The organism is Paenibacillus psychroresistens, from assembly GCF_009728935.1.
GTDB lineage: Bacteria > Bacillota > Bacilli > Paenibacillales > NBRC-103111 > Paenibacillus_AC > Paenibacillus_AC psychroresistens.
The window spans coordinates 4,560,728-4,586,685 of record NZ_CP034235.1; the positions used below are offsets into that span (position 1 = coordinate 4,560,728).

General features: G+C 40.0%; 21 protein-coding genes and 2 other annotated features. Of the genes, 5 read left to right on the plus strand and 16 right to left on the minus strand.

What is annotated here, in order from left to right; all coding sequences use genetic code 11:
* Positions 1–144 precede the first annotated feature (144 nt).
* The 9 genes from EHS13_RS20995 to EHS13_RS21035 all read right to left on the minus strand — a co-directional run bounded on the left by EHS13_RS20995 (position 145) and on the right by EHS13_RS21035 (position 10,677).
* Positions 145–1,140, minus strand: a complete 996-nt coding sequence (locus EHS13_RS20995; RefSeq protein ID WP_162463183.1) for a diguanylate cyclase — start codon at positions 1,138–1,140, stop codon at positions 145–147.
* 17 nt (positions 1,141–1,157) lie between these two features.
* Positions 1,158–2,288: an ATP-binding protein gene (locus EHS13_RS21000; RefSeq protein WP_155702270.1), complete on the minus strand. Its 1,131-nt coding sequence runs from the start codon at positions 2,286–2,288 to the stop codon at positions 1,158–1,160.
* The gene (locus EHS13_RS21005; RefSeq protein WP_155702271.1) at positions 2,285–2,866 is read right to left on the minus strand and encodes a chemotaxis protein CheB; all 582 of its coding nucleotides are present in this window, start codon (positions 2,864–2,866) and stop codon (positions 2,285–2,287) included. The genes EHS13_RS21000 and EHS13_RS21005 overlap by 4 nt, the downstream gene beginning before the upstream one ends.
* An 8-nt stretch (positions 2,867–2,874) precedes the next feature.
* Positions 2,875–3,699, minus strand: coding sequence for a CheR family methyltransferase (locus tag EHS13_RS21010; protein WP_193571436.1), 825 nt, complete (start codon positions 3,697–3,699; stop codon positions 2,875–2,877).
* A gap of 5 nt (positions 3,700–3,704) precedes the next feature.
* Positions 3,705–7,325, minus strand: coding sequence for a response regulator (locus EHS13_RS21015; RefSeq protein WP_162463184.1), 3,621 nt, complete (start codon positions 7,323–7,325; stop codon positions 3,705–3,707).
* Between the two features lie 115 nt (positions 7,326–7,440).
* On the minus strand, positions 7,441–7,944 hold the full coding sequence (locus tag EHS13_RS21020; protein WP_227013459.1) for an LURP-one-related family protein: 504 nt from the start codon (positions 7,942–7,944) through the stop codon (positions 7,441–7,443).
* 12 nt (positions 7,945–7,956) lie between these two features.
* Positions 7,957–9,204: an APC family permease gene (locus EHS13_RS21025; RefSeq protein WP_155702274.1), complete on the minus strand. Its 1,248-nt coding sequence runs from the start codon at positions 9,202–9,204 to the stop codon at positions 7,957–7,959.
* Positions 9,205–9,211: 7 nt separating this feature from the next.
* Complete coding sequence (locus tag EHS13_RS21030) at positions 9,212–9,826, minus strand: trimeric intracellular cation channel family protein (RefSeq protein ID WP_155705456.1); 615 nt, start codon at positions 9,824–9,826, stop codon at positions 9,212–9,214.
* 26 nt (positions 9,827–9,852) lie between these two features.
* Positions 9,853–10,677, minus strand: coding sequence for a helix-turn-helix transcriptional regulator (locus EHS13_RS21035; protein ID WP_227013460.1), 825 nt, complete (start codon positions 10,675–10,677; stop codon positions 9,853–9,855).
* 135 nt (positions 10,678–10,812) lie between these two features.
* Here EHS13_RS21035 and EHS13_RS21040 point away from each other — a divergent pair, with 135 nt between their 5' ends.
* Complete coding sequence (locus EHS13_RS21040) at positions 10,813–11,655, plus strand: NAD-dependent epimerase/dehydratase family protein (RefSeq protein WP_155702275.1); 843 nt, start codon at positions 10,813–10,815, stop codon at positions 11,653–11,655.
* 15 nt (positions 11,656–11,670) lie between these two features.
* Here EHS13_RS21040 and ilvB read toward each other — a convergent pair whose 3' ends face one another.
* Positions 11,671–13,389, minus strand: a complete 1,719-nt coding sequence (gene ilvB, locus EHS13_RS21045) for a biosynthetic-type acetolactate synthase large subunit (RefSeq protein ID WP_155702276.1) — start codon at positions 13,387–13,389, stop codon at positions 11,671–11,673.
* Positions 13,390–13,453: 64 nt separating this feature from the next.
* Positions 13,454–13,725 (minus strand) — a binding site (T-box leader).
* 51 nt (positions 13,726–13,776) lie between these two features.
* Positions 13,777–14,046 (minus strand) — a binding site (T-box leader).
* 154 nt (positions 14,047–14,200) lie between these two features.
* Here ilvB and EHS13_RS21050 point away from each other — a divergent pair.
* Positions 14,201–15,571, plus strand: a complete 1,371-nt coding sequence (locus tag EHS13_RS21050; protein WP_155702277.1) for a transposase — start codon at positions 14,201–14,203, stop codon at positions 15,569–15,571.
* Between the two features lie 116 nt (positions 15,572–15,687).
* Here EHS13_RS21050 and EHS13_RS21055 read toward each other — a convergent pair whose 3' ends face one another.
* Positions 15,688–15,984, minus strand: a complete 297-nt coding sequence (locus EHS13_RS21055; RefSeq protein ID WP_155702278.1) for a DUF6509 family protein — start codon at positions 15,982–15,984, stop codon at positions 15,688–15,690.
* Between the two features lie 95 nt (positions 15,985–16,079).
* On the minus strand, positions 16,080–17,888 hold the full coding sequence (locus EHS13_RS21060; RefSeq protein ID WP_155702279.1) for an ABC transporter substrate-binding protein: 1,809 nt from the start codon (positions 17,886–17,888) through the stop codon (positions 16,080–16,082).
* Positions 17,889–17,991: 103 nt separating this feature from the next.
* On the opposite strand from EHS13_RS21060, the gene EHS13_RS21065 reads away from it, so the two are divergent.
* Positions 17,992–18,150, plus strand: a complete 159-nt coding sequence (locus EHS13_RS21065; RefSeq protein ID WP_155702280.1) for a hypothetical protein — start codon at positions 17,992–17,994, stop codon at positions 18,148–18,150.
* On the opposite strand, the gene EHS13_RS21070 is transcribed toward EHS13_RS21065, so the two are convergent.
* The 3 genes from EHS13_RS21070 to EHS13_RS21080 are packed head-to-tail and all read right to left on the minus strand — an operon-like array spanning position 18,147 to position 20,044.
* A complete protein-coding gene (locus tag EHS13_RS21070; protein WP_193571437.1) occupies positions 18,147–18,734 on the minus strand; it encodes a ferric reductase in 588 nt (195 codons plus the stop codon). The genes EHS13_RS21065 and EHS13_RS21070 overlap by 4 nt on opposite strands.
* A 1-nt stretch (position 18,735) precedes the next feature.
* The gene (locus EHS13_RS21075) at positions 18,736–19,722 is read right to left on the minus strand and encodes an FAD:protein FMN transferase (protein WP_155702281.1); all 987 of its coding nucleotides are present in this window, start codon (positions 19,720–19,722) and stop codon (positions 18,736–18,738) included.
* A 28-nt stretch (positions 19,723–19,750) separates the two neighbouring features.
* A complete protein-coding gene (locus EHS13_RS21080) occupies positions 19,751–20,044 on the minus strand; it encodes a hypothetical protein (RefSeq protein ID WP_155702282.1) in 294 nt (97 codons plus the stop codon).
* A gap of 230 nt (positions 20,045–20,274) precedes the next feature.
* Here EHS13_RS21080 and EHS13_RS21085 point away from each other — a divergent pair, with 230 nt between their 5' ends.
* Positions 20,275–20,958 carry a response regulator transcription factor gene (locus EHS13_RS21085; protein WP_155702283.1) on the plus strand — a complete coding sequence of 228 codons (684 nt, stop codon included), beginning with the start codon at positions 20,275–20,277 and terminating at the stop codon, positions 20,956–20,958.
* 98 nt (positions 20,959–21,056) lie between these two features.
* Positions 21,057–22,508, plus strand: coding sequence for a sensor histidine kinase (locus EHS13_RS21090; protein WP_405083513.1), 1,452 nt, complete (start codon positions 21,057–21,059; stop codon positions 22,506–22,508).
* Positions 22,509–22,591: 83 nt separating this feature from the next.
* Here the strand turns inward: EHS13_RS21090 and EHS13_RS21095 are convergent, their stop codons facing one another.
* Positions 22,592–25,954 (minus strand): Ig-like domain-containing protein, encoded by a 3,363-nt coding sequence (locus EHS13_RS21095; protein ID WP_155702285.1) that lies wholly within the window; start codon positions 25,952–25,954, stop codon positions 22,592–22,594.
* Positions 25,955–25,958: the final 4 nt, after the last annotated feature.

Sequence of the window (25,958 nt, forward strand, 5' to 3'; positions counted from 1 at the left end):
TTAACCCATATTGATTTTTTTGAAACAACTGATTTTTGATGTTTAGCAATTACTATAGATACGTATACGTCTTACTGTTGGATCACATGAGGAAAATTAAACAACAAAAAACCCTCAAATGAGGGCGAATGAGATAAACCGTATTTAAAACGTAACAACGCGGTTGCGGCCTGTTGTTTTGGCTTGATACATGGCCTTATCCGCAGAATCTACGAATAAATTCAAGGTAACGTTATCATCTGGAATTAGTGAAGCGACACCTAGACTAATAGTTACATGAGGACTGGTAGATGAGAAAGCATGTTTAATTTGCATATCCTCCACAGCCTTGCGCAAACGCTCAGCAACCGATCTGGCTTCCTCCAAGGTTGTGTTAGGCAGTAGAATAACAAATTCCTCTCCACCATAACGAGCCACAAGATCACCTGGCCGGTTTAATTCCTCAGTCAGTGTTCTAGCCACACGTTGCAAACAGTAGTCGCCTTCAACATGACCATAATTGTCATTGTATTTTTTGAAATGATCTACGTCCAATAAGATCAAAGACAGTGTTAATTTTGCTTCTGCCTGAAAATTCATTCGCTTAATCCGCTGAAATTCTTTTATTAAATTCTCGTCAAAGCAACGGCGGTTGGCCACCAAGGTTAATCCATCTGTGTCACTAGCTTGTTTTAATCTAGCAACAAATTCTTCTAGGATTTGGTTGGTTTCCAACAGTTCAGCCTCTCGCGTTTTTCTTAAATCGACTTCGTGCTTCAATTTGAGCGCTGAGCGAACTCGAGAGATCAGCTCGATACTATCAAACGGCTTTGTAATATAATCCACAGCACCCGCATCAAAAGCTTTGCGCAAAGAAGCTTTTTCTGAACTCCCGGTAAGCATAATGATTGGAATATCCTGAAATTTCTCAACACCTAAAATACGCATGCAGGTTTGAATCCCATCCAAGTCGGGTAAATGCAGATCCAGAATAATCAGATTAGGTTCTATTGCATCGTTGTTGAACCCGCTGATTCCTAATAATTCCATGGCTGATTCGGAAGAATTCGTCACTATAATATCTTCATAGCCTTCCAGCTCCAATAAATTTCTTAAGAGAAATTGTGTGGATTCATCATCATCAATAATCAAAATTTGCATAATTAAGCTCTCTTTCTTCATCGTTTTAGTTTCAACTGAATATGAAAGGTTGACCCTTCTCCAAGGGTACTTTCCACTTTAATTGTTCCTTGATGCTGATCCATAATCTTCTTAACCGTAGCTAGCCCTAAACCCGTACCTTCATAGCCTTTCGCCGATTCCAACCTTTTAAAAGGTTCAAAAATATGGGCAATATCTGCTGCATTCATCCCGATACCATGATCTTCTATGGTAATTTGACACCAATTCTCGACAACGGAAGGGCTCATTGTTATTTTTACATAGGGTGTACGACCTTTGATTTGGTACTTGATTCCGTTTCCAATTATATTAAGAAACAGCTGGTACATTTGTGTTTGATCTGCTTCAATTATCGCTAACTGACCAACTAATTCCACGAGTGCTCCAGATTCCTCAATATTATTGCGTAAATCATGAATCACGTCTTCCACAATGGAATTTAAATCAATTAAGCTATATTGAGCAGGCTGAGCGTCCACCTGTGCATAAACCAATAAATCTGTAACAAGTCTAGTCATGCGATCTGCCGCTCGTGAAATGTGCAGCATGCATTCTTTACCTTTTGGACTCAAGCCTTCGCCATGTTTATTAAGTACCATTTCACTGAGTCCCATAATAACATTAAGCGGATTTTTCAAATCATGGGAGACAACCTGGGCAAACTCATTCAAATTCTCATTGCTTCGCTCCAGCTTAACCTGAAAGGCTTCCAGTTCTTTTTTCTTCAAGTTTAATTCTAGGAAAACCTTTACTTTACTCAATAGAATATCCGTATCCACAGGCTTGAACAAATAATCAACCGCACCTGATTCATAGCCTTTAAACACACTTTTATCTTCCTTGTTAATAGCCGTAACAAAGATAATCGGAATACTGTCTGTTTCTTCATTGCCACGAAGCAGCTCGGCCAATTCAAAACCATCCATTTCAGGCATATTCACATCTAATAAAATCAGTGCAAAATCATGGCGTAAGGTAAGCGACAAAGCTTCATTCCCGGAATGCGCTTTATAAATTTCACAATGCAGCGCCTTTAAAATCGTTTCCATAGCAAATAAATTTTCATTACGATCGTCGACTACTAAAATTTTCGCTACGATTTTTTCTTGGTTTACTAAGCTAATCATGATGCTCCCCCTACAATCGATAGTAAATAATGACCCATTTCATCTATAGTCATAATATGATCTACTGCAGTGGCTTGAATAGCCGCTTTTGGCATTGTACTGAATTCAGCAGTCACTGGATCCTGGACTAATGTTAGACCACCATTTAATTTTATTTTATTCAATCCTTGGCTGCCATCACCACTTGCCCCAGTTAGCACAATACCGATACATCTTTCCTCGTAAACATAGGCAGCGCTGTCAAACAGCACATCGATCGATGGTCTCGAAAAATTAACTCGCGGATCCATCGATAGACTTAAAGAATGATTCTCTTCTATCAATAAATGATAGCCTGGAGGAGCTATGTAAGCAAAGCCTTTCATAATCGGTTCCTTATCCGCTGCTTCTTTAACGCTAATGGCTGATTTCTCATCCAAAAATTCAGCAAGCATACTATCATTTCCATCTAGTAAATGCTGAACAATGATTATCGGAATTGGATAGGAACTGGGTATAAAAGCGAGTAGCTCCAAGAGCACTCGCAATCCACCTGCAGAGCTCCCAATGACAATAGCATCATATTGTGGATCGCTCATTTAACACCTCATTGTAGTTTTTGCTGAAAAATACGCCATTTAGCTGAAACATTCTCATAAGCATCTACGATTTCTGTGAATTCCAAGGATTCTTTACTGCCTAAGCATAAAAAACCACGATGTACTAAGCTCTGATCAAATAAACGCAGCACTCTATTCTGTAAATCCCGGTTAAAATAAATCAATACATTACGGCAAATTATCAAATGCATTTCACCGAAGGTTTGGTCTGTTACAAGGTTGTGATTGGTAAATACAATGTTTTTCTTGAGGTCGTCATTCATCTTAGCCATTTGGTACTTCGCAAAATAATAATCTGAGAAGGAGCCTGTTCCACCGCTTTTATTATAATTGGAGGTGAATTTGCGAATGCTTTCTATGGGATAAATTCCTTCTTCAGCAATCTGTAAAGATTCTTGATTCATATCCGTTGCATAAATTTGCACGCGATCATAGAACCCTTCCTCTTTCAGTAAAATAGCCATTGAATAAACTTCTTCACCTGTTGCACAGCCTGCATGCCATATTTTGACGAAAGGATAGGTTTTAAGCAATGGAATCACTTTAACTCGCAGCTCATTGAAAAAATCAGGATCACGGAACATTTCTGTAACGGTTACAGACATATCCAGTAATAGCTGATTTATAAAAGCTTCGTCATACAACAGCTTCGGAATCATCTCGGACAAATAACGATAGCCGGATTTATTACGTATAAACTCCAACCGTCGCATTAGAGATGAACGGGCATAGTTTCGAAAATCATAGCCATATTTTTGATAAATGGCTTCCAAGAGAAGGGTAACTTCAATTCTTTCCGTTTCTTTTTCCATAATCTCTATTTAAAAAGCCAAACACGAATTAAAGAAAGAAGGTTGTCACTATCCACAGGTTTTGTCATATAATCATTGGCTCCCCCTTCAATACATTTTTCACGATCACCGGTCATTGCTTTAGCTGTTAAAGCAATAATTGGCAGGTTCTGATGCTCCGGATTCTCACGAATGTGCCTCATGGCTTCATATCCATCCATAATTGGCATCATAATATCCATTATAACCAGCTCGATACCTGTTTCACTCTCTAGTTTGTCCAAAGCAAGCTTTCCATTATCCGCCATAATCACTTCAAGCCCATGCTGTTTTAGGACTTTCGATAAAGCAAAAGTGTTCCGCAGATCATCGTCAACTAACAAGATCTTTCTACCCTTTAAGGTATCATCCGAATCATGTATCATCCGAATCATCTGCTTTTGATCATGTGGAAATTGTTTCTGCACGCTGTGCAAGAATAAGGATACTTCATCCAATAAACGTTCTGGAGAGTTAACTCCTTTTATAACGATGCTTTCCGTAAAGCGATTCAATTCCTTGTATTCGTCTTGAGTTAATTCTTTCCCCGTATTAATTACAATGGGTGGGATCACTACATCCTTGAGTACAACCATAGCTTCAAGCAGCTCAAAGCCTGTCATATCTGGCAGCTTAAGATCCAATATCATGCAATCATAGGATTTGCTTTGAATTTGGTCCAATGCCTCTTTACCTGTATAAACACGATGAATTTCAATTTTTTTATGCTTCAGCAGCTCATAAATTGCTTTTTGGTTATTGATATCATCTTCCACGACTAGGACCTGTTTGATTCGTTCGCTTAGAGAATCATCAATTCTGGCAAATACTAGATCGATGTCCTCGCTGCTAATTGGTTTGGATAAGAATCCGATCGCCCCTCGTGTAAGCGAGCTTGCACTATCTTGATTTCCTGTGATGATATGGACCGGAATATGCCGTGTCTCGTTATTAAATTTAAGATGATCCAGCACTTTAAGGCCATTCATATCTGGAAGTCCTAGATCCAATAAAACTGCACTTGGAACATACTGCTTAGCCATTTGAACTCCACTAAAGCCATCTCCAGCAACCAGACATTTAAAGCCTTTTTTACGGGACAAATCCATCAGAACCTTAGCAAAATTCCGATCATCTTCAATGATAAGCACAAATTTTGTTTTTTCTTTACCATTTGCTAGAATTTGATCCCGATCATCTGGAATAAAAAGCTTAATTAACAAGGGTTCATTAAAGCTATCTACAGCTGCTATATGAGATTCTCCAGCCTTTATTTGAGCTCTGGCAAAGACTTCATTTTCATTAAAAGGCTCCAAACTATCAGCTTGATCCACCTTATTAATCCCAACAATCGGCAGGAATAAAGTAAAACTACTGCCTTCACCCTCACGGCTTTCTAATTGAATTTCTCCACCCAAAAGCTTGGCAAGCTCTCGAGAGATCGTTAAGCCTAGCCCTGTACCCCCATATTTACGGCTTGTAGAACCATCTGCTTGCTGGAAAGCTTCAAAAATAGCTTTTTGCTTATTTAACGGAATACCTATCCCTGTATCTCTAACTAATAAGGCAATGGTATGATCTGCTGTTAATGATCTATTGAAGAACTTAACATTTGAAGAAGGGCGCTCTATTCTAAGTGTGATATTGCCTTCCCTTGTAAACTTAAAAGCATTGGATAGCAGGTTTTTAAGAATTTGCTCTGTTCGTTGTCCATCCGTTAGAATCGCTTCAGGTAGATTATCTGCTTTTTCGAGGTGGAATTGTATGCTCTTTTCCTTGGCAACATGATTAAATTGATTGCGAATATCATTCAGAATCGTATCTAGTTGAATCTCCTCGAGTTGAATATCGAGCTTGCCTGCCTCGACCTTCGATAAATCCAAAATATCATTAATTAACGTTAACAAATCTAAACCGCCGCTGTAGATTACTTTAGCAGATTCAATTTGATCCTCCGTCAGATTTTCCTCAGCATTATTAGCTAGTGACTTAGAAAGAATCAACAAACTGTTTAACGGTGTGCGCAATTCATGTGACATATTAGCCAAGAACTCTGATTTATATTTGCTGGCAAGCTCAAGCTCACTGGCTTTAATTTCTATTTCCTGTTTGGAGATTTGAATCAATTTATTCTGAACTTCAATGTCTGATTTTTGAATTTCGAGGTGGTTGGTTTTGACTTCCATCTCTTCATTAATGGCTTGCAGCTCTTCACTTTGAATTTTCAGCTTCTCTTCAGATCGTTTCAGCATGTTGGTTTGTTCTTCGAGCTCTTCATTTGATGCCTTTAGCTCCTCTTGCTGAGCTTGCAGCTCGACTGCCAATAATTGCGACTCATTCAGCAATTGCTCTGTGCGTTGACGGCTAGTAACACTATCAATAACGACTCCTAAGGCGGTAGATACCTGATTTAATAGATCTTGTTGGACTTGGCTAAACATATTAAAAGAAGCCAGCTCAATAACAGCAAGAACATTATCTTCAAATACAATGGGCAGCACGAATATTGTTAGAGGCTTACTTTCCCCTAAACCGGATTGAATATGAATATAATCACTAGGTACATTAGTCAATAGAATAGATTTTTTCTCTAAAGCGGACTGACCCACCAAACCTTCGCCTACGCGATAATGGTTGGAAATGTTTTTACGCTCCGTAAACGCATAGCTTCCCATCAGCACATATTCACTATAATGCAGAGATTTCTTATTAGTATCCTTGATATAAAAAACACCTTGACCTGCTTCAAGCAGCTTAGCTAATTCCGTTATAAGCATATTAGCCAGCTTTTCTAGATTTATAACGCCTTGCGATAAGCCTGTAATCCTTGCAAATTGATTTTTCAGCCAATACTGCTGCTCGTTTTCAGCAACTATCTCCGTCAGCTTTTGCATAATAGCTTCTTGTTCCAATTGCTGCGAAATAATTTCTTCATTTTGTTGTTCGAGATTCTCTGCATTTTCCCTGAGGACTTTTTCTGCTCTGGAAGAACGTTTATACATCCAAACCGATACAACCCCTGCGATGAGAGATAATAGAATACCTAAGACAATAATGAAGCGAGAGATTTTACTTGAAGAATTGGCTGCAGATTGCGAGCTGCTTACAATACCAACAATTTCATTGATAAGATCCGCATTAATTTCACGGAATAAATCCATATTCTGTTTGCCTTCATTTATCCGAGTACGCGCTTCATCTACATTACCTTTTTCCACACGAGATTTTTGCTCTTGGAAAAAGCTCTCTATTTTATCTATTTGCGGCCTTACTTTATTCTTAGTCATATCACTCAGCTTAGTAGAGTTTGCATCCGCATAAGAAGCTATAGTATCTAAGTCCTGCTGCAGATTCTTCTCGCCAAGATTGTAAGGCTCAAGAAATTTAATGTCCGAAGTTATAATATAACCTCTTATTCCCGTTTCTTGATTGATTAAATCTAGAAGTAGATTCTCTGATGCTTTAATAACCGGAATGGTATCATTTACAATAAAGTCAGAATCCTTTTGTACAGATAGGAATGAGTAATAACTAAATAAACTAACAATGATCATCACAATGATAATTATAATATTCAATGCCGACACTCTTAATTGTGAAAACTTCATGAATAGGTCCTCCATTAACTAAATTGCAGAATAAGCTGTCATTTTGTGAGAGATAGACTCTATTCATATTGTAAAGCAATCGACACATCTCGACAATGCTATTTAAATATATTTATTAGCCATTGGAGCTGGAGCGCTGTCTTTTTTGAATTTCATGCATCCCCATGACCACTGCTACCAATTCATAACTATCCAGAATAGTAGAATGATTTTCTAAACAATACGCATCTGCCGAGAACCATCCGCTCACTCGTTGAAAGCTTGCAGCTAATGTCCCCTCCTCGTCAAACATTTCATATTGGGTCGAGAAAATTTCAGACTTTATTTCATAAATCCCTCTATCATAAGCTTCATACTCAAATTTTTTGGCAAAAAAAGCTAATCTAGACCTTACCCTGCCAACCTCTTCATCATTAGCATTAGTTATATTCCATTTACCTGAAAGCATCGGGAATGTACCTGTATACATCAAGTCGCCATTTGCATTATAAATATCTAATCCCGAGCCAAAAGAACTGCGTAAATCGACCTCGCCCAGAACTTCCTGATTCTCACTTAGAATATCTGTTTTACCTGAATTAAAAAAATTATCCTTGAAATACAATGTGCTCGCCATCATAATCATTCCCTTCTATTTTTCGAATTTTCGATTTATTCTCAAATATAAGATACTAGCAATTGCAACAACAATCGGTACGATTAGATAATGAATGGCAAAAGGTACTACACATAAGCAGCAGCCTAAAGCTAGTATTGCAGAAATCCGGCCAATGCGATCATGCCATAGCAATTTAACACAAGCGGCCGAAGCAATTATATATACGAAAATACCCAATGTAGTCGGGATTAAGATGAGCCGATCTACGGAAAACCGCCAATAATAGCTAAAGCCTAATGTGGCTGTATTTGTTAAAAACAAAAACAGCGCGCTGCGGTAAGGAAAGCCACTCTTGCTTATCCCCGCAAACCATCCAGGAAATTTACGTTCCTTCGCTAAAGCATATCCCAATCTAGATGAACTCGCTAAATATACATTTAACGTACCCAAGCATACAATACAGGCAACAATTGCAGTAGCTAAACCAGCACTCACTCCAATTGTTTTACTCATTAGTACGGAAAGTGGAGCCTTCATACTAGCATCACCATAGGTGTGTGTCCCAATCGTTACCACGGAAAGCAGGATGTAAACCCCGCCGATGATAAAAACGCTAAACCACATACTGCGCATGACATCCCGCTGCGGATTCTTAAATTCTGGCACCAAATGCGTAATGCTCTCCCAACCAAAAAAGGCCCAAAAGATCAACACACAAGCACTGCCGATACCCGAAATTCCATGAGGAACAAAAGGCGTAAAATGAATCGATTCCATCTGCGGCATAGCGAAGGCTATGGTAATAATTAATAGGACTAATACAGCCCCGCTTAACACCAATGAAAATAATCCACTAACCTTCATTCCAAAAAAATTAGATACCACAGCAAGCAACAGAAACAAGAATGCAAACAAATAGAGATAAGGCTCTGTTAAATGGAGTGCTTCGACAATATAAGCAGCACCTGTTAATCCAACCACTGCCTGCCCCGTTGCTACCCATGCATAGAAAAACCAACCAACAATCGCACTCCAATAAGTGCCGAATGCATGCTGTACGATTGTTGCAATGCCGCCAAAGTTCTCATATTTTAAAGCTAATCTAGCAAAAGTATAAGCAATGGGGACACTCAATAGTGTGATAATTATCCAAGAAATAATCGACGAAGGTCCTGCCACATCCGCTGTGTAGCCTGGTAGAATCAGAATGCCAGAACCAAGCACCGCTCCCATATATAAAGCAATCCCTTGTGTTAATGTAATACTGCGCTGACGTGTCATGGGAACCTCACTTCTTCTCAGATGCTAGAACAGGGAAGTTGAGCTTATAAATGACAGAAACCATCCGTAAGCTAAAAGTTACCCCAAGACAAATGTATAAGGAAATCATGTGGGGAAAGAGATCGTAAGTTAGAATTAAACTAATGGAGCCTAAAATGGAAGCTATAGCATAAATTTCTTTACGAAACACATAAGGAATTTCCTGAGCAAATAAGTCTCTTAATACACCACCGCCAATCCCCGTAATCAGACCCATCGAGACAACTAAAAACGGCTCATTATCATAGAGACTGATCGCTGTGTTGGAGCCAACTGCGGTGAATACACCTAAACCTATCGCATCTGAAATAAGGATTAGATAGCCAATCCGATCTATTTTATGGTAAAAGATCCATGTTAAAATCCCTGCGGTTAAGCTTACAAAAAAATAGCTTGGCTCAATGAAAGCCACGGGAGGCACATAACCTACCAATAAGTCGCGAACGATCCCCCCGCCTAAAGAAGTCGCAATACATAGGCAAATCACGCCAAACAAATCCATATGCTTTTTGATTCCAATTAGGGCACCAGATATTCCTGCTGCTACAATTCCCAAGTAAACAAAAACGTCTAATAGCTGCATGACCATCCTTTCTCTTCTCCGTTCATTTAACTGGATAAAAGTGTAGTTAATTTGATTGCTGTATCAGGTGAACAAGTATATAAAATCATTTTTTGGTCTGGGTCGGCTGGCATCTGTAAGGTAACATGTTCAAACTCCAGATTTCCAAGTTCGGGATGATTCATAGATTTATGCCCATCTGGAATGCCCTTTACATCATGTTTAGCCCACCCTAAACGAAAGACCTCGCTTGATTGATTTAAATCGTCAATTAGCTCTGAGAACCACTTATCACCAGGAAACCGCGCACTGTCTGCACGAAATTGAGCAATCAAACTCTCCGCAAGCTTATCCCACTGTGAGTGGCTTCGTAAAACCGGACTGGTAAAGCATCTCCATAAAAAATTTCGTGAATGCGGTGGAGCAATCTCAGAAAAGGCAAAAACGAGCTCCGCTGCTTTATTCCAAGCCAGTAAATCCCAACGCTTGCCCATAATATAAGCTGGATGTGGATTCAAAGCATGAATCGAATTGAGATGTGCGGCAGTGACGATTTCTTCTGGTGGAGCCGTAATCATCAGCTCATGGGGCTGAGCAAGTACAAATAAATGACGGCGTTCTGCATAAGAAAGTCGGAGTGCGACTGCCAAGCTTTCCAAAACCTGCTCTGAAGGACGCACGTCTCTCCCCTGCTCCAAAGAAACATACCACGACGTTCCAATATTAGCTAACTGTGCTAGCTCTTCACGTCTAAGGCCTGGAGTACGACGCCGACTCCCATTGGGCAGATTGACATCTGCTGGCGTAAGGTGTGCGCGTCTTGTACGCAGAAAGTCGGCCAAGGCTTGCCGTCTTTCGTTATCATTCATCATTCATCCTCCTATCCTAACACTCTTAATCCTAGGATAAAGAGCATGTGGTACTACGATAAAATAAAAGTAATAATAGGATTGTACCATTCAACGTATTACAAATATACTAAGAATCGATGAAATGAGGAAATCAAGATGAATATTATGGTAACAGGAGCTACAGGGCGGATTGGAAGTCGGCTTATTGCCCGTTTGTTGGAGAGAGGCCATTACATTCATTTGCTAGTTCGTCAGCCCGAGAAAGCCGTTCATTTAAAAGGGCAAGGTGTGGAGCTAATAGCAGGCGATTTATTAATTCCAGATAGCTATGAAGCTAAGCTCGCCAACATCGATGCAATCATTCATCTCGCTGCATTTTTTCGAGGAGCTACCCCGGAAGAAACACAAGCTGTTAATCTGGAAGGCACCAAATCTCTCGCAAGCTTAGCTCTAAAGGCTGGAGTTAAGCGATTCGTAATGGCTAGCACCAATCTGGTGTATGGACCTGGCCGTGAAGTACCATTTGATGAGCAGGATACTCTGAATCCTCAAGCACCATACCCAGCGACTAAAGCTGCTGCTGAAGCGGAGCTGATGGAGCTCCACAGCAACCAAGGATTAGGCTTAAGAATTCTTCGTTTTGCTTTTGTATATGGGGAGAATGATCCTCATCTAAAAGAAGGATTAGCCTGGTTCCGCAATTGGAATCCGCAGCAACAAATCCATATTGTACATCACGCGGATGTAGCTCAAGCCATCATTCTTGCAGTTGAAACAGATGGCATCGATGGACAAATATACAATGTTGCTGATGATGCGCCTGTTGCTGCTATTGAAATCATGGAATTGTTTGATGAGAAGTTTGCAGATGATGCTATGACTCGGGCTATTGCTCCAGCTTGGCTGCAAATTGTAAATACCAAAAAGATTCAAACGCAGCTTGGGTTTGCACCACACTTTCCCTCACTTCAACATGCTGTAAAAGAAGGCGTATTGTAGATGACTTTATTTACATTATACAAAATCACCCATGATCATCTTATCTAGTGTATTGCCGGCGGCAACCATAGGAAAAACATTCTCTTCCTTGGCAACAACAAATTCCAGCAGCACAGGACCATCCGTCTCTAAAGCCTGCCGCCAGATTTCCTCGGCTTCCGCTTTATTCGTTGCCCTTAGCCCTTTAACCCCATAGGCTGCAGCCAATTTAACAAAATCCGGACTGCCAGCTAAATCAATATGGCTAAATCTATTATCATGAATAAGCTCCTGCAATTGTCTAACCATGCCTAAAACCTGATTATTAATGACAACTATTTTTACAGGTATCTTGTTGATTGAACAGATAGCCAGCTCTTGCGCGCACATTTGCATTCCGCCATCACCATTAATTGAGATTACGAGGCGATCTGGATTGCCTGTTTGAGCGCCAATTGCGGCTGGAAATCCAAAGCCCATTGTGCCTAAACCGCCTGATGTAATCAAAGAGCGTGAATGCTTGAATTTATAAAATTGTGCCGTCCACATTTGATGCTGGCCTACATCTGTTGTAATAATGGCTTCCCCAGCTGTTGTCTCACTAATCATTTCTATGACAAACTGCGGTTTCAGCACCTCTGTGGAATCCTTATAACGCAGTGGAAATTGCTGCTTATTCTGTTCAATTGCTGCAAGCCAATGCTTGGTATTAGCCTGTTTAACATGCTGGTTAGCATAGGCTAGCATGGCTTTAATATCACCTATGCATGGAAGTTCCGTTCGAACATTCTTGCCAATCTCAGCAGGGTCAATATCCATATGAGCGAACTTTTGAGCTTTAGGCGCAAAGCCGTCGAGCTTCATGGTAACCCGATCATCATAACGTGAGCCAATAGATATGATAAGATCAGCCTGTTGAATAGCTGTGTTGGCAGTGAAGTTTCCATGCATCCCTGGCATCCCTATACTAAGCTCGTGTTTGCTTGGAAATCCACCTAATCCAAGCAACGTTGTAGTTACAGGTATTTGAGCCATTTGCACGAATGCTAAGAGCTCTTCAGCTGCATCTGAATAAACAACACCGCCTCCAGCGATGATTACGGGTTTCTCTGCTGCGGCTATTGCTTCTAACAGTTTGTCTACCTGTTCATAATTAAATTCCAAGGATGGCTGATATCCACGAAGCAAAATTTTAGTCTCTTGCATCATAATTTGTTGATTGGAGATATCCTTAGGGATATCAATCAATACAGGACCTTTGCGTCCTGTATTCGCTATATAAAAAGCTTCTTGGATGATACGCTGCAGATCATTAACATCACGCACCAAGTAACTATGCTTTGTGATCGACATTGTCATACTAACGATATCCGCCTCTTGGAATGCATCTGTTCCCATTACCGTTGTTGGCACATTGCCCGTGATAATAACTAATGGAGTAGAATCCATGTAGGCAGTTGCGATTCCTGTAATTAAATTAGTTGCCCCTGGGCCTGAGGTCGCGATGCATACTCCAACCTTTCCCGTCGAACGCGCATAACCATCAGCTGCATGAATCGCCCCTTGCTCATGTCGGGTCAAAATATGCTTAAAACCTGGCTTATCATACATGGCATTATAGATATAAAGTACGTTTCCACCTGGGTAGCCAAAAACACATTCCACTCCTTCTGAGAGTAAACATTGCAATAGCAGCTCCGATCCTGTAATAGCCTTTTGTTCGGTTTCTTGATGATTTTGTTTGCTTGTTTCCATGGTAGTACCTCCTTCAAATTAAAAAAGCTTTCGCCCCTTTAATGCCACAATGACTCTGTGACATTAAAGGGACGAAAGGAGAATTTTCGTGGTACCACCCTGATTTACCGGTAATCTTGCGATTCCAGCCTCATGAAGTAAGACTATCCTTACCTCAAGCACTTTAACGTGTGCCAATCCGTTTGATTCTACTTTCCAGCTCAGCTTGCTATCAAACCGGATTTCGATCAAAAGCTCCGAGACGACATTACACAAAGTTTTAAGACAAAGGTTTCACCAATCCCTCTGCTCTCTGGACATAAACCAATTGTGTATTTTTCTCTTCATTGCATTTTGGATAATAAAAAAACCTCTCGCCCCTCTAAAATCACAAAAACTTAGTGACTTTAAAGGGACGAAAGGAGAAATTTCGCGGTACCACCCTGATTTACCGGAATTCTTGCGAATCCGGTCTCATGAGGAAAGACAATCCTTCCCTCAAGCACAATAACGAGTGCCAATCCGTTTGATTCTACTCGCCATCCCCCAGAAGGCTGACTGACTTTCGATCAAAGGCTCAGAGATGACATCACACAACGCTTTAAGACAAAGGTTTCACCAATCCCTCTGCTCTCTGAACATAACTCACTTGTGTGTTTTTCTCTTCATTGCCGTTTCATTTAATTTATTAACATATTAGCGAATCAATTTCATAATTCCAAAGCCTTATTGCGCTTAAGTTTTTAGAGCATAAAAAAAGGAGTGCCTCCCCAAATCTCGAAGTGTTTAGTACCCCTACCAGACACTGATGAGAAGAAAGGAGCATCTCCCAATGTACAATATTCAACAAGAAAGTCTGTTTTCCTTGCAGGATTTATTAGAAATGTCACCCAAAGATACGTTTGCTTATCTTTTTGAGACGTTAGATATTAATCCATTCTTACGCGTTGTATCTAAAAAGGCATTTTTAGGGGCACCAACTCAGCTCAACTACGTAGCTATGCTGCAATCTTTATTCATTCGAATCGTTGAACGTATTCCAACCATTAAAGATCTGCGGAAACGATTGAAACGAAGTATCGAATTTAGCACGGATTGTGGATTTATGGGTTCTGATCGAATTCCAAGTGAAGCTTCTTACACGCGACTTATCCAGAAACTACTACAATCGGAAGTGTTCCAGCAGTCTCAACAAGACCTAGTCAAGCAAGCGTTTCATGAGGGTTTTATCGATGCTTCCGCGGTAGCTATAGATGCAACTCATGTTGAAGCCAGAGATCGTCAACCCGAGAAAAAGAAGGAAGACAGTCAACCACTAAACACGAAAACGCCAACGAAGAAACGGGGACGCAAGTCCAAGGGTGAGCGAGAACAATGGCTCAAGGAACAGTTGGAACTGGAAGAGAATCGAACGTTATTCGAGAAAAAGGTAGAAACCCAAGCCTCCTACAGCTATGACGAGTTGGTGAAGGAAATCCCGTTAACTCCAGCCTGGGGCGTAAAGAAAAATTCGGAAGGCAAGAATGTATTCTGGTACGGTTTCAAAGCCCATCTTGTCGTCGACTGCAAAAGCCAATATATCCTTACAGCCTTACTTACATCAGGAAATATGAATGATGGAAAGTTGGCCATTCCCTTACTTAAAGGACTTGCTGAAAAGCATCCTGAACTAGCCATTTCTCAAGTGATCGCGGATGCAGGTTATGATCTCGTACCGATTTATAAGCAAGTCGAGAGCATGGGTGCAAGGGCCCTCATCGATTACAACCGCCGGAATGAACATCAAGAAGATGGCATGGATAAATACTTTCGTCCCGTCTGTAAAGAAGGTCATTCTTATCGATACGATAGTTTTGACCCGAAGTACGAAACGATCAAATACACACAGCCCAAAGAATGTTCAACCTGCCCTTTTAACGATGGACACTGTCAGAAAGTATTTAAGAAAAAGATCGATGATAACCCAAGAAGATATACGGTTCCAGCACGTGGTAGTGACCGATATAGGGAACAGTACAAAAAAAGAACAGCCGTTGAACGTGTAAATGCCTACTTAAAAGAGTTCTTTCAACTAAATAACATTCGCCATCGTGGCGCATTAGCAAAGGTTGATTTTGAATTCGCCTGTCTGACCTACACGGCATGCAAATTAACAGCTGACCGATTAAATCAATACATTAAAATGAAAAAGTCTACTGCTTAGCACTTTTTTAAAAAATCATAGTATGAATATTCGGTCAGCCTGTCTATAAAGAAAATGATTTATGAAATTGATTCTAGCATATACAATTTAATTTACAAGTCATTTTTATAAATTTCTTATTCCTCAGCTTCCGCATAATTCGCTTTACAAAAAGCGGCAAGGACTTCCACTTCATCATCTTCGAGATCAAAGTCCTGATAAATCTCGGTATCTTTCTCGAAAATCTCATACTTAAGCAATACTGATTTATTCTCATCAATTAAATATAACGCACGTACGTACATGCCATTCTCGGAATATAATTCGTCATCATCAGGCACATCCAAATCCAGCAAAAATTCATATCGTTTCCCGCTTAAAATACCAAATGGATCTTTAATTAGCTCGACTGTATAGCTAGAAATTGTTAACATAACTTCACCCTTCCTCTTCCTCGTTTTGTAAGTATATCAAGAAAAACGCAATCTTAAAAGTTTCCAGAAAACAATATAGAAAGGGAGAATTATTCTCATACCTTAGACTCAAACCATACGCTCCGAAAATCAACCCAGCCTAAAGAGTTCAAATGTACCCCTTTTAAAGATGGATGTACCTGCGTTTTCAGCTGACGGTGGTATAAAAAAAGCACGGCATCATCCTGCTTCAGCATCTGCTCCAGCTCTTTAGCTATTTTATAACGTTCCACAGGTATGGGCTCCTCATATACTCTTTTGATGATCCCCTTCATCTGCTCGTGATGCTGTGGGCTCATACTCTTATGAAAGCAGGTATTCTCACTAAGGAAGATCTCAATTAATGAAAAAGCAGATTCATCCTCCGTTACAATTGAACCAATCGCTAAGTCGGATTCTTTGATTTTTATTAATTGCTGTGCACCATTTTTAGGTGGTTGAATAATCTCCAGTTGAATACCTAAAATTTCACATTCTTTAACAAACCATTGCATGCTCTCATTCGTCATAGCTCCATAGATAGTCACTTTTTCTTGATTATACCCACTCTCTGCAAGCAGCTTGCGGGCTAATGGCAGATCATAGCTGGACTCAAATTGGCTCACCTCAGGATCTGGGAAAAAGCTCCCAACCTCTTTAGTATTTTCGGGTACCATGATATCTAATAGCTTCTTACGATTCAAACCATGATGCAAGGCTTGACGAAACCATTTATGCTGCTGAGGGCCATCTTGAGATAAATTGAATGTGAGGAAATGACAGGCTATTGAACTAGTTTCAATTACCAACCATTCATCTGGCGCGTTAATCCCCCGTTCCCCGCAAAGGTAATTGCGCATTTGATAGGAATCTGTATCTCGTTTCTCACTATCCAGCTTTCGTTCTGGAGTCAACCATATTTCAACCCTGTCTAGATGAGGCCGCTTGTCAAAATAACGGTGGTAAGCTTCAAGCACAATCATATTCTCATCATTTTTAACTAGCTTAAATGGACCTGTTCCCACCGGCAGCTGCATGAATTGCTCACCCAAATCTTTAACAGCATCCTGAGGTACTATGGAAGTAGCGTCAAAGCTTAAAAATCTCAAGAATAAATGATTAGCAGCTTTTAAATAAATACTGACTACATGATTATTTACCACTTCTATCCGCTCAATATCAGCTACTAACCAGCGAAAGGGTGACTTAATCTCATTATCCAGCAGCCTTTCTAAGGTAAACTTTACATCATGTGCCGTCAGCTCTCTGCCATGGTGAAAATAAACCCCTTTGCGCAGGTAAAAGCTCCATTCCGTACCCTGCTCATTCTTCGTCCAATAGTGGGCTAGATGTGGCTCGAAGCTCTCGTTCTGAGTATTGTATTTAACCAAGCAATCAAAAACATTTTTGACTAAATGTGACTCGACGGCATAATAAATAAATGCTGGATCAATGAATTTTATCGTTTTATCATAGGGAATACGCAAAGTTTCCAAGACATTCATATTATTCGTTTCTGTACGATAGCCAAAGTGAGTATCCAGCCAATACATAAACTGGTCCTTAACAAAAGGTAACTGTGCATAGTCTTCTAGAAAAGCAAAGGCTTGTTTAAGATCGCCTTTCTCCACATACTCCTGGGCAATTTGCAGGACAAGTGATTCTCTTGAAACCAGAAATGTCATGTGCGAGCGATTCCCGCGTCCTCTCCCTGCAATCCAATCGATCCATTGCCGCTCCTCCATCTTACGGAGAATTAAATTTACATTACGCCCCGAGCATTCAAACAAATCCGTTAACTCTTGAAGTGTAATCTCAAAGCTAACTCCTCTAGCCACCGTTGGGTTCAATTGTCTAATTTTTAAGTAATAGTGTTCCAGAATCATCGTAGGCCCAACTCCTTTTTAAAAGGTGAAATATATAAATTATATTTTACAATTTTTATTCATCTTTATCTAGCTATAATTAAGTCATAAGGGAGTGAAGCATATGAACAGCTTTTACGAATATGAAACCAGAATGAATCAAGTTAAATCCGAAATCGAAAAAAAAGCACGCGAGGCTTGGAAATTAACACCTCATGTGCCGCATAAACATTTAAATTTTCAATTTATTAAGAGTTTCATGCTTTGGCTGCAAAGCCTTTAAAAGTCACGTTGAACAGTAGATTTAAGTTTAGAGGACTTAAACCTTGATGATGTTGGTACTAGAGCAGCTCGCAAGGCAGTCAATGAAATAACTAATGTAATCGAACCAAAGTAAACCCATCTAATCCCAGATAAGTTGCTGTCTGTCCCAAGGAAATAACCATGAATAAACGCCATTATGAAGATCGGATAAGATAGCATATGGATCAGCAGCCAAACTTTTTTCTGGAGTTTATGGCGAATATCAGAGGTGAAAATAAGCAGCAGCATCCCATAAACACTTAAGGTACCTAGGCCATTCAGAACTGGAGCGCGCACAGCTGTAAATGGAATTAACACCTCACTCCAGTTAAATGCCGTATATTGATCTATAACCGTAATCATCCCGTGCAACATGCCAATACCTGTACCTGAGATAGTAGAAAAAGTATGCATTTTATGCAATCTCACCTTGTTTTTACCTTTAAAAAAAGGAAAGCTGTAGAGGATTCCTAAACAAATTCCAACAGCTAAGAGAATATATGATGCGATGCCTGACGAACGAATAATCTGCCAGATCGGTAAGGTTGTAATGAGCTCAATCATCTTAACAACCTCCTACATGATAATGATCGATTTCCAGCTCAAGCCAATGTGAATCCAGTAATGCCTTTTCTCCATAATAATGCGTTTCTTGCTGTGCAGTAAAAATAATTGCTTCATAATCCTCTGTTTTGGCGTTTAATAATTCTATCCCCTCAGAGCAGCCTACAATGCAAATTACCTTTGCCCAAATCTCACAATCGATCACATTTTTCCCCATAACCATGCATTGTACAACCTCATTATCACTAGGCAGCATTGTCCTCGGATCAATAATATGATGCATGCTACCTAGCTCATTCTGCCACTGTCTACCCAATTTACTAGAGGTTGCTATAGAACCATTAGACATAACCAGCTGTCCCAATTCTTCATTCGCTTGCCATGGATTTTCAATTCCTATGACCCAAGGCAGCTCGTTAGCAGTAGAAGAATGATTCCAACAAGTAAGATCACCGCCAGCATTAATGATTCCTTTATCGATCAATAGCTTCTTCTGAAAATGATTAGCCAATCGTTGGACTGCCCAGCTCTTGACGATTCCACCCAAATCCATTGTGACCTGTTCAGGCAATTGAATCGATTTCATGCCATTATCTATTATAATGGAGTGTCTCTGATTAGAGTTAGCTGCTCTATGTGTTTTAATGTTATTGGCGGTTATTAGCTGTTCGAAGGATTCCGTATAGCCTGCATTAAGTAAACTATTTAATAATAGCGGATCGAATATACCATTGGTTAATTGCCGATACATTTCAGCAAGTTGAACGACCTCAAGCATCGTTTCTGATACCAGGCAGCAATCCCCGGCTAAGCGATTTAGCTGACTTAGCTCGCTTTGCGGGATAAATCTGCTGAAGCGATCTTCTACATAACGGAACCAATTTTTAGCGAAGGCTTCAGTTCCAGCAGCAGCTTCATCTACACTACAGAAGGTCAATTCTACTTGAGTATTCATTGCGTTAAATGTAACTTGATGCTGAGAAACCATAACTCCCGCCTCCTTTTCACTCGTCCATTTAAGAGCGCCCTGTTTTCGTATGTGATCTTCTATTGGAAGGTATAGTCGAACTTTCCGATTGACTGGACTGAATTTCTTGCTGATCGATTTGAATGTCTTGCTCCTCAACACTGGCAATAAATTCGTCCATCACCGGATCCTGCTGAACCACTGTATCTGTTGGTTGATTATTATCAGCATTCCTAAATGCTTTTTCAAAAGCTGCACTTGTTCTTACTTCTTGAAAGAGAATCGTTAATCCAATAGCACCCACAAAACCTATTTTCCATTTCAACCATTTGGATTTTTTCATCTTAAACGACCTCCTGTATGTATACCAAAGCTTTATTCTCCTAGTATGCTTGATAAACCTGAGATGTAAATGAGTGATTGCTGAAGAAATGCTGAATAATAACTAGAATTTTATTATAACAAGAAATTCAGCTTACCTTCAGCTTTCACTCAGCTAGATTTCAATAAAAGATAACATAATAAAGGTACAATCCATACAAAATAATGTAAAATAAAGCTGAGGTGTTGAATATGAACCAAATCAAAGGCATTAAAATATTATTAGTAGATGATGAAGCGACGATTTTACAATTTCTAGAGCTTGGGCTTGTCAATGAAGGCTTTGAAGTTCAAACTGCACAGGACGGCATGACGGCAGTTACTTTAGCCAAAAGCTTTCAACCGCATCTTGCTATTTTAGATGTAATGATGCCCGGGATGGATGGCTTCGAGGTCTGCCGCATGCTTAAGAAAACCGAGAACATAGCGGTCATCATGCTAACGGCTAAAGATGAAGTTGTAGATCGCGTTAAGGGACTGAGTCTTGGAGCCGACGATTATATGATGAAGCCATTTAGCTTTGAAGAGCTCTTGGCTCGTATTCATGCACGTATACGCAATCAATTTCCCAACCTAGCAAGCGAGGTTATTCAAGGCCCCTTCCGCATTGATGATCGCCGTAAAGAAATATCTATTGAGAATCGTGTTTTAGAGCTGACCACTACGGAATACGGATTATTGAAATTTTTAGTGATCAATCATGGGCTTGTGCTCAGTAAAGCGATGATTCTAGATAAGGTTTGGGGCTATGATTTTGGCGGGGAAGAAAACATTGTTGAGGTTTATATCCGTTCCTTGCGTGAAAAGCTGAATGATAAGGAACATCGCTTAATTCGCACCATTCGTGGCGCAGGTTATCGGATAGATTTGACATGAAAACTCATTGGCTAAGTCGAATCAAACGTTTTTTCTCCCCCCTTTCCCTGCGTTACCAGCTATTATCGAGATCCTTGTTTATCCTTGCGGGCTTACTAATGCTTATCGGATTATTGCAATACGTTTTGATGCATGACTTCATCTATAAAAGTAAAGCGGCCAGTATGAAAGAAGCTATAAAACAGTATCCGCGCGAACGCTGGGAACAATTATTAGGCAATAACTTGGATGATAATCCTAATAACAATCAGAATAATAATCAGAATAACAATCAGAATAATAATCAAAATCACAATTCAAACAATAATCCAAACAATAATCCAGGTCAGCGCTTTCCACCCTTTATTCTTGATTCACCAATAGCTTTAATTGATATTAACGGAAACTTCACTGCATTAACCGGACCAGATGATGTTGTTCCTCCGCAGCTGTCAACCGCAGAATATTTAGCAGTTATACAGCAAAAAAATAACCCTAATGATTTAAATTATAAAATTATTAACGATTCTAATGGTGTAGAGCAGCTGGTAGTACTCACTCCTATTGTCGGCAGGGGTCAGCAATTGATTGGATTAGCCCAGGTTAATACCAGCACCAGCACCCTAAATGATGTCTTGTTCCGTCAGCTCTTTACATTCTTGGCACTCTCAATAACTGCCCTAATCCTTGGCTTACTTACTTTCTTGCCTGTATTGAAAAAAACATTGGTTCCCTTATCCAACTTAGTCGATACGGTAGAACAAATTGATGGCGGGAATTTAACCGAGCGTTTTCCAGATCATCAAGGTCAGCTCGAGATTGATCGGCTCTCGATTTCTTTTAATGGGATGTTGGATCGTTTGGAGTTTTCATTTGAAGCGGAAAAAGAAGCTAGAGAGCAAATGCAGCGATTTATTGCCGATGCTTCTCATGAGCTACGTACCCCGCTTACCTCCATTCATGGGTTCTTGGAGGTTCTGCTGCGCGGTGCAGCTAATAATCCAGATCAGCTGCAAAAGGCGCTTAAAAGCATGTATGGAGAGTCCGAACGGGTTAATAAGCTGGTCGAGGACTTGCTATTATTAGCTAAGCTTGACCGCACGCCGCATATTCAATTATCAGAAGGGGATTTGGACGATGTTCTCCATGAAATGGAACCTCAGCTGCGAGTTCTGGCTGGTAAAAGATCAGTCAGCTTCTCGATTAGCCCTAATATGCTATGCATGTATAATTCAGACAAAATGAAGCAAGTCATTCTTAACTTATATTACAATGCCGTCCAACATACGGACGCTGAATCTGGAAGCATTGTTATTACCTTAAAACAAGCAGCTGACGGGGTGCAATTATCGATCCAAGATAATGGCACGGGCATTAACAAAGAGCATTTGCCTTACTTATTTGATCGATTCTATCGTAGTGACTCCTCGAGAACTCGAAAATATGGAGGAGCTGGCTTAGGACTTTCCATTACAAAATCCATTATTGAGGTGCATAATGGCGCCATTCGAATCGAAAGTAAAGAAGGCTCTGGAAGCACATTTTATGTCTGGTTGCCTTTATTGAAGTAATAAGTGGAGTGTTCAAAATAAAAAGAGACCTTCTAAAGTCATCACTCGACTCTAGAAGGCCTCTTTTTTATGCTTGTACTAAATTAACTTACCACGATCTGCAAGTATACTGTTTTACCAGCGAATTTACAGGTGATTCTGGCTTTGCCTTTTCCGTAGGCTGTGATCACGCCATCCTTGACATCAGCAATCGAATCATTAGAGCTGGACCATAGTCCTTCAACAGAAACATCTTCGTCTGTATTGTCTTTAAATGTGGCTACAGCATGCACCTGCTTCGTGCTATTAATACTCATTGTTACATTCTTTTCGGTGATTTTTAAATATTTGAGCTCATCTACAGTAACTTTCACTGAAGCTGTTTTCCCGCTATATTTGGCTGTGATTGAGGTTTTACCATAAGAGCTAGCTATAATGTTCCCTTTTACAACATCTGCTACTTTAAAAGATGATGTGGTCCATTCTGCCTCTGTGGTAATATCCTTCTCAGTACCATCTGAGTAAACAGCTGTCAGAACTAATAATTGTTGAGTTCCTGACTTAATGGAGACTTCTTTTTTGCTGAGATAAATTTTAGTAGCTACATTTACTTCAACTGGAACAGTCACTGATTTACCACCGTAGGTTGCAGTAATGGTTGCTTTACCATTTCCATAGCTAGTAACCACTCCATCCAATACATCGGCAACTTTCTCTGAGCTTGATTTCCAAATTGCTGCTTGAGTGACAATTTCACTGGTGCGATCGTTATGTGTAGCAGTTAGAACAAGCTGGACGGAAGAATTCTTCTCCATTACCACTTGCTTCAGATCAATTGATAATTTAACTGCTAAATCAACCTCCACCGTAAGTGTTTCTATTAATCCACTATATTTAACGGTTATGGTCGCTTTCCCACTGCTAAAAGCTTTTAAAACCCCATTGCTCACTTTAGCAATCTTATCACTGGATGAGGTCCAAACAGCTTCGTCTGTGACATCCTTTGAGGTTTCATCCTTAAAATTGGCTTGCAAGGATACCGGTGCACTATCCCCTTCCTTCATTGTAAAAACGGATGGACTGGTAAACTCCAGAGAGGCAACCACTCCGATCATTACAGAGATAGTAACTGTACGATCGCCATAACTAGCGGTTATCTTCGTCTCGCCTTTATCCACTGCAGTAATTAAGCCGCCTTTTACATCTGCAATCGCAGTTGAATTGGATTTCCATACAGCTCTATCCGTAATATCTTCTGAAGATCCATCTGAATAGGTTGCTGTAATTGTGACCTGCTCGGAAGCACCTGATTGCAGCTGTAGTGTTTGTTTATTAGCCGTTAGAACAGTAGCTTGATCAATATTTACCGAAATCGTTACTTTTTTCCCGCCATATACAGCAGAAATTGTTGCGTGGCCTACTTTATAGGCTGTAATATTTCCTTTAATAACGGAAGCAATATCTGCATTATCCGTTGTCCATTCCGCTATCTCTGTTACATCATAGGTTTCCCCCGAAGCATAAGTAGCTGTAACAACCGTTTGTACTTCCTCGTTAGCCCGCATCTCAATGCTTGATTTATCTACAATAAGTCTTCTTGGCGTAGCCACATCCACAGTAATGGAAACTGACTTCCCACCATATTTCCCAACTAAAGTCGCTTGCCCCATTGCAATTCCCGTAACAAGACCTTCGGAAACACTGGCAATCTCTTCATTGCTTGTTGTCCATATGGCTTGAGTCGTTATGTCAACTGGTTCACTGCTGCCGGTAAAATAACCATTTAAACTCAACTGCTGTGAATCTGCTACTTTCATGAAAAGATCGGTTTGGTTTACTTCCAAGCGAGTTGGAATTTCAACCTGTATCGTGACCGTTGCTGTACTTTCGCCATATTTGGCTGTTATCACTGCTTGTCCACTGCTAACTGCGGTAACAATTCCGTTCGTCACATAAGCAATAGCATCATTGTCTGACGTCCAAGTAGCTTGATCCGTTACTGGCTTCGAGATTCCATCTGAAAGAGTAGCTGTTAGAACTAAAGGCTCTGTTGCTCCTTTTCGTAAGGATACATTTGTTTTGTTTAACGATAAGCTTTTGGCAACATCAACATCAACAACTAGCTTAGCCGTATTATTACCAAATTGAGCATTAATCACAGCTTGCCCAGATTTGATAGCACTAACTTTACCTTTGGATACAATTGCAACTGCTTCATTATCAGATGACCATGTAGCACGATCCGTTACGTCCTCTACAGTTCCGTCTGCATAGGTTGCTTTTAGAATCGCCGTTTTGTTCCCATTTACACTTAGCTGCATGGTTGTATTATCTAAAATCAACTTGCGTGCCACATCAACATCAATCGCAATCGTAGTTGTTTTACCTCCATAAGTTGCTGAGATAGAGGCGTTACCATTAGAGAATGCAGTAACAACACCATTGGATACCGTGGCTACATTATCATTATTGGATTCCCATTTAGCCTTAGTAGTGACCACTTCACTTGACCCATCTGCATAGAAAGCACTAAGTGCAATTGATTTAGTAGCCTTAACATGCATGAAAGCTTCTAAAGGATCTGCAACTAAACGTTTCGTTACATCAACATCGACGACGATTTTAGCAGACTTCCCTCCATATGAGGCAGTTACAGTTACTTCTCCTGAATTATAAGCCGTTATTAATCCTTTGTAAGCATAAGCAATGCTGTCCGAATCTGAGATCCATGTAGCTTTGTTGCTAATATCTTCGTAGTCACCATTATCGAATAGTGCCATAACCTGTATTTGCTTATGAGCACCTACTTTAAGCGTTAAATTTGTTAAAGATACGGTGTTATTCTCCAGATTAAGTCGAAGAACCTTATCCACATCTACAGGAATGGAAACGGTTTGGGTGCCGTACTTCGCTGTAATTATGGTGCTCCCAGAATTAAGCGCTGTGATTTTACCATCTACAACATTAGCAACTGAATCATTGCTAGATATCCATTGATCAACCTGATAAGTAACATTAGAAACCGTGTTATCTGTATAAGTCGCCATTAAAGTAATTTGTTCAATATTACCGACTCTCATGGAGACACTTGTTTTATTTTTTGTAAGACTGCGAACCTTTTTATCGACCGCTAAACTAACACTAACGGATGTTCCTAGATATTTGGCTGTAATAATAATATTCCCCTTAGCTTTTGCAGTAATAATTCCGTTGTAAACGGTGGCTATCGATGAATCCTGAGTCGTCCAATCCGTCAGCAAAGTTACATCTTCTGTTTTACTGCTGACATAGATGGCAGTTGCCGTTAATTCATAGCTATCTCCAACCTCAAGACTTACTTCATTCGTGGATAATACCATTCGCGAGAACGTTTCGGCAGCAAATGCCTTCCCGCTCCAACCCATTGGTAAAAGTAAAAGAATAAGTCCTATTAGCATTGATTTTTGCAAAAACAATCGTTTAATCATGTTG

Excerpts from the sequence above, each read along its gene's own strand:
- EHS13_RS21050 (WP_155702277.1), top strand. The coding sequence starts at position 14,201 with ATGTACAATATTCAACAAGAAAGTCTGTTTTCCTTGCAGGATTTATTA.
- EHS13_RS21085 (WP_155702283.1), top strand. The coding sequence starts at position 20,275 with ATGAACCAAATCAAAGGCATTAAAATATTATTAGTAGATGATGAAGCG.
- EHS13_RS21015 (WP_162463184.1), bottom strand. The coding sequence starts at position 7,325 with ATGAAGTTTTCACAATTAAGAGTGTCGGCATTGAATATTATAATTATC.
- EHS13_RS21005 (WP_155702271.1), bottom strand. The coding sequence starts at position 2,866 with ATGAGCGATCCACAATATGATGCTATTGTCATTGGGAGCTCTGCAGGT.
- EHS13_RS21000 (WP_155702270.1), bottom strand. The coding sequence starts at position 2,288 with ATGATTAGCTTAGTAAACCAAGAAAAAATCGTAGCGAAAATTTTAGTA.
- EHS13_RS21060 (WP_155702279.1), bottom strand. The coding sequence starts at position 17,888 with ATGATTCTGGAACACTATTACTTAAAAATTAGACAATTGAACCCAACG.
- EHS13_RS21055 (WP_155702278.1), bottom strand. The coding sequence starts at position 15,984 with ATGTTAACAATTTCTAGCTATACAGTCGAGCTAATTAAAGATCCATTT.
- EHS13_RS21070 (WP_193571437.1), bottom strand. The coding sequence starts at position 18,734 with ATGATTGAGCTCATTACAACCTTACCGATCTGGCAGATTATTCGTTCG.
- EHS13_RS21075 (WP_155702281.1), bottom strand. The coding sequence starts at position 19,722 with ATGGTTTCTCAGCATCAAGTTACATTTAACGCAATGAATACTCAAGTA.
- EHS13_RS21090 (WP_405083513.1), top strand. The coding sequence starts at position 21,057 with ATGCTTATCGGATTATTGCAATACGTTTTGATGCATGACTTCATCTAT.
- EHS13_RS21095 (WP_155702285.1), bottom strand. The coding sequence starts at position 25,954 with ATGATTAAACGATTGTTTTTGCAAAAATCAATGCTAATAGGACTTATT.
- EHS13_RS21035 (WP_227013460.1), bottom strand. The coding sequence starts at position 10,677 with ATGATGAATGATAACGAAAGACGGCAAGCCTTGGCCGACTTTCTGCGT.
- EHS13_RS21040 (WP_155702275.1), top strand. The coding sequence starts at position 10,813 with ATGAATATTATGGTAACAGGAGCTACAGGGCGGATTGGAAGTCGGCTT.
- EHS13_RS21080 (WP_155702282.1), bottom strand. The coding sequence starts at position 20,044 with ATGAAAAAATCCAAATGGTTGAAATGGAAAATAGGTTTTGTGGGTGCT.
- EHS13_RS21025 (WP_155702274.1), bottom strand. The coding sequence starts at position 9,204 with ATGACACGTCAGCGCAGTATTACATTAACACAAGGGATTGCTTTATAT.
- EHS13_RS20995 (WP_162463183.1), bottom strand. The coding sequence starts at position 1,140 with ATGCAAATTTTGATTATTGATGATGATGAATCCACACAATTTCTCTTA.
- EHS13_RS21065 (WP_155702280.1), top strand. The coding sequence starts at position 17,992 with ATGAACAGCTTTTACGAATATGAAACCAGAATGAATCAAGTTAAATCC.
- EHS13_RS21020 (WP_227013459.1), bottom strand. The coding sequence starts at position 7,944 with ATGATGGCGAGCACATTGTATTTCAAGGATAATTTTTTTAATTCAGGT.
- EHS13_RS21010 (WP_193571436.1), bottom strand. The coding sequence starts at position 3,699 with ATGGAAAAAGAAACGGAAAGAATTGAAGTTACCCTTCTCTTGGAAGCC.
- EHS13_RS21030 (WP_155705456.1), bottom strand. The coding sequence starts at position 9,826 with ATGCAGCTATTAGACGTTTTTGTTTACTTGGGAATTGTAGCAGCAGGA.
- ilvB (WP_155702276.1), bottom strand. The coding sequence starts at position 13,389 with ATGGAAACAAGCAAACAAAATCATCAAGAAACCGAACAAAAGGCTATT.